The sequence below is a fragment of the Frateuria sp. GZRR33 genome (genome assembly GCF_051900425.1).
Classification (GTDB): domain Bacteria; phylum Pseudomonadota; class Gammaproteobacteria; order Xanthomonadales; family Rhodanobacteraceae; genus Frateuria_A.
The window spans coordinates 1-590 of sequence record NZ_JBHZGK010000032.1; the positions used below are offsets into that span (position 1 = coordinate 1).

At 57.1% G+C, this 590-nt stretch carries 1 protein-coding gene and 1 pseudogene; both read left to right on the plus strand.

Translation table 11 applies throughout. The annotated features are described in order from the left end of the window. The coding region (locus ACFWZU_RS16270) for an integrase core domain-containing protein (RefSeq protein WP_439699801.1) at window positions 1-112 on the plus strand (112 nt) is incomplete at its 5' end. Then, window positions 113-367: pseudogene (locus ACFWZU_RS16275) on the plus strand (DNA methyltransferase); the annotation flags it as partial. Window positions 368-590: the final 223 nt, after the last annotated feature.

Genomic DNA, 590 nt, shown 5'->3' on the forward strand with positions numbered 1-590 from the left:
GTGGATGCTCGACTACAACGAGCAACGCCCCCACGAATCGCTCGGTGATCTGACACCCGCCGAGTACCGCCAACAAGCCGCCAGTCGTTCTACTTTTGAAGTGTCTGCTTGACGGGGGAGCTTACGGCTGGAATTCATGTATCGCCGTCTGCTGCTGGCGAAGGATCTGCTGGCCGATGACGGGGTGATCTTCGTCAGCATTGATGACAACGAGCTCTACCGGCTTGGGATGTTGATGGACCGGGTGTTTGGGGAGAGTAACTTCGTCGCAAGCTTCATTTGGAGAAAGGTCGATAGCCCTAACGATAATAAGGTTGCAGTTACTCCCGACCACGAATATCTGTTGTGCTTCGCGCGCAACGCCGAACTGGTCCGGCTGGTCCAGAAAGAGGCGCCCGAGATCATCGAGGGATAGGACAGGTCGCAAAGGACGGACGACGATACCGCGACCGTCTTTTAAAGAAGCGACGTCCCCCCGCTTTCAGTAGCGGTCGGGTTTAGAGTCCGGGGTTGATCGTAGCTGTGTTTGCCAAGTGCTGTGCATAGGCCGCTGGCGTCATCCCGCTGAGGGCCGCCTTCGGTCTCTCTTC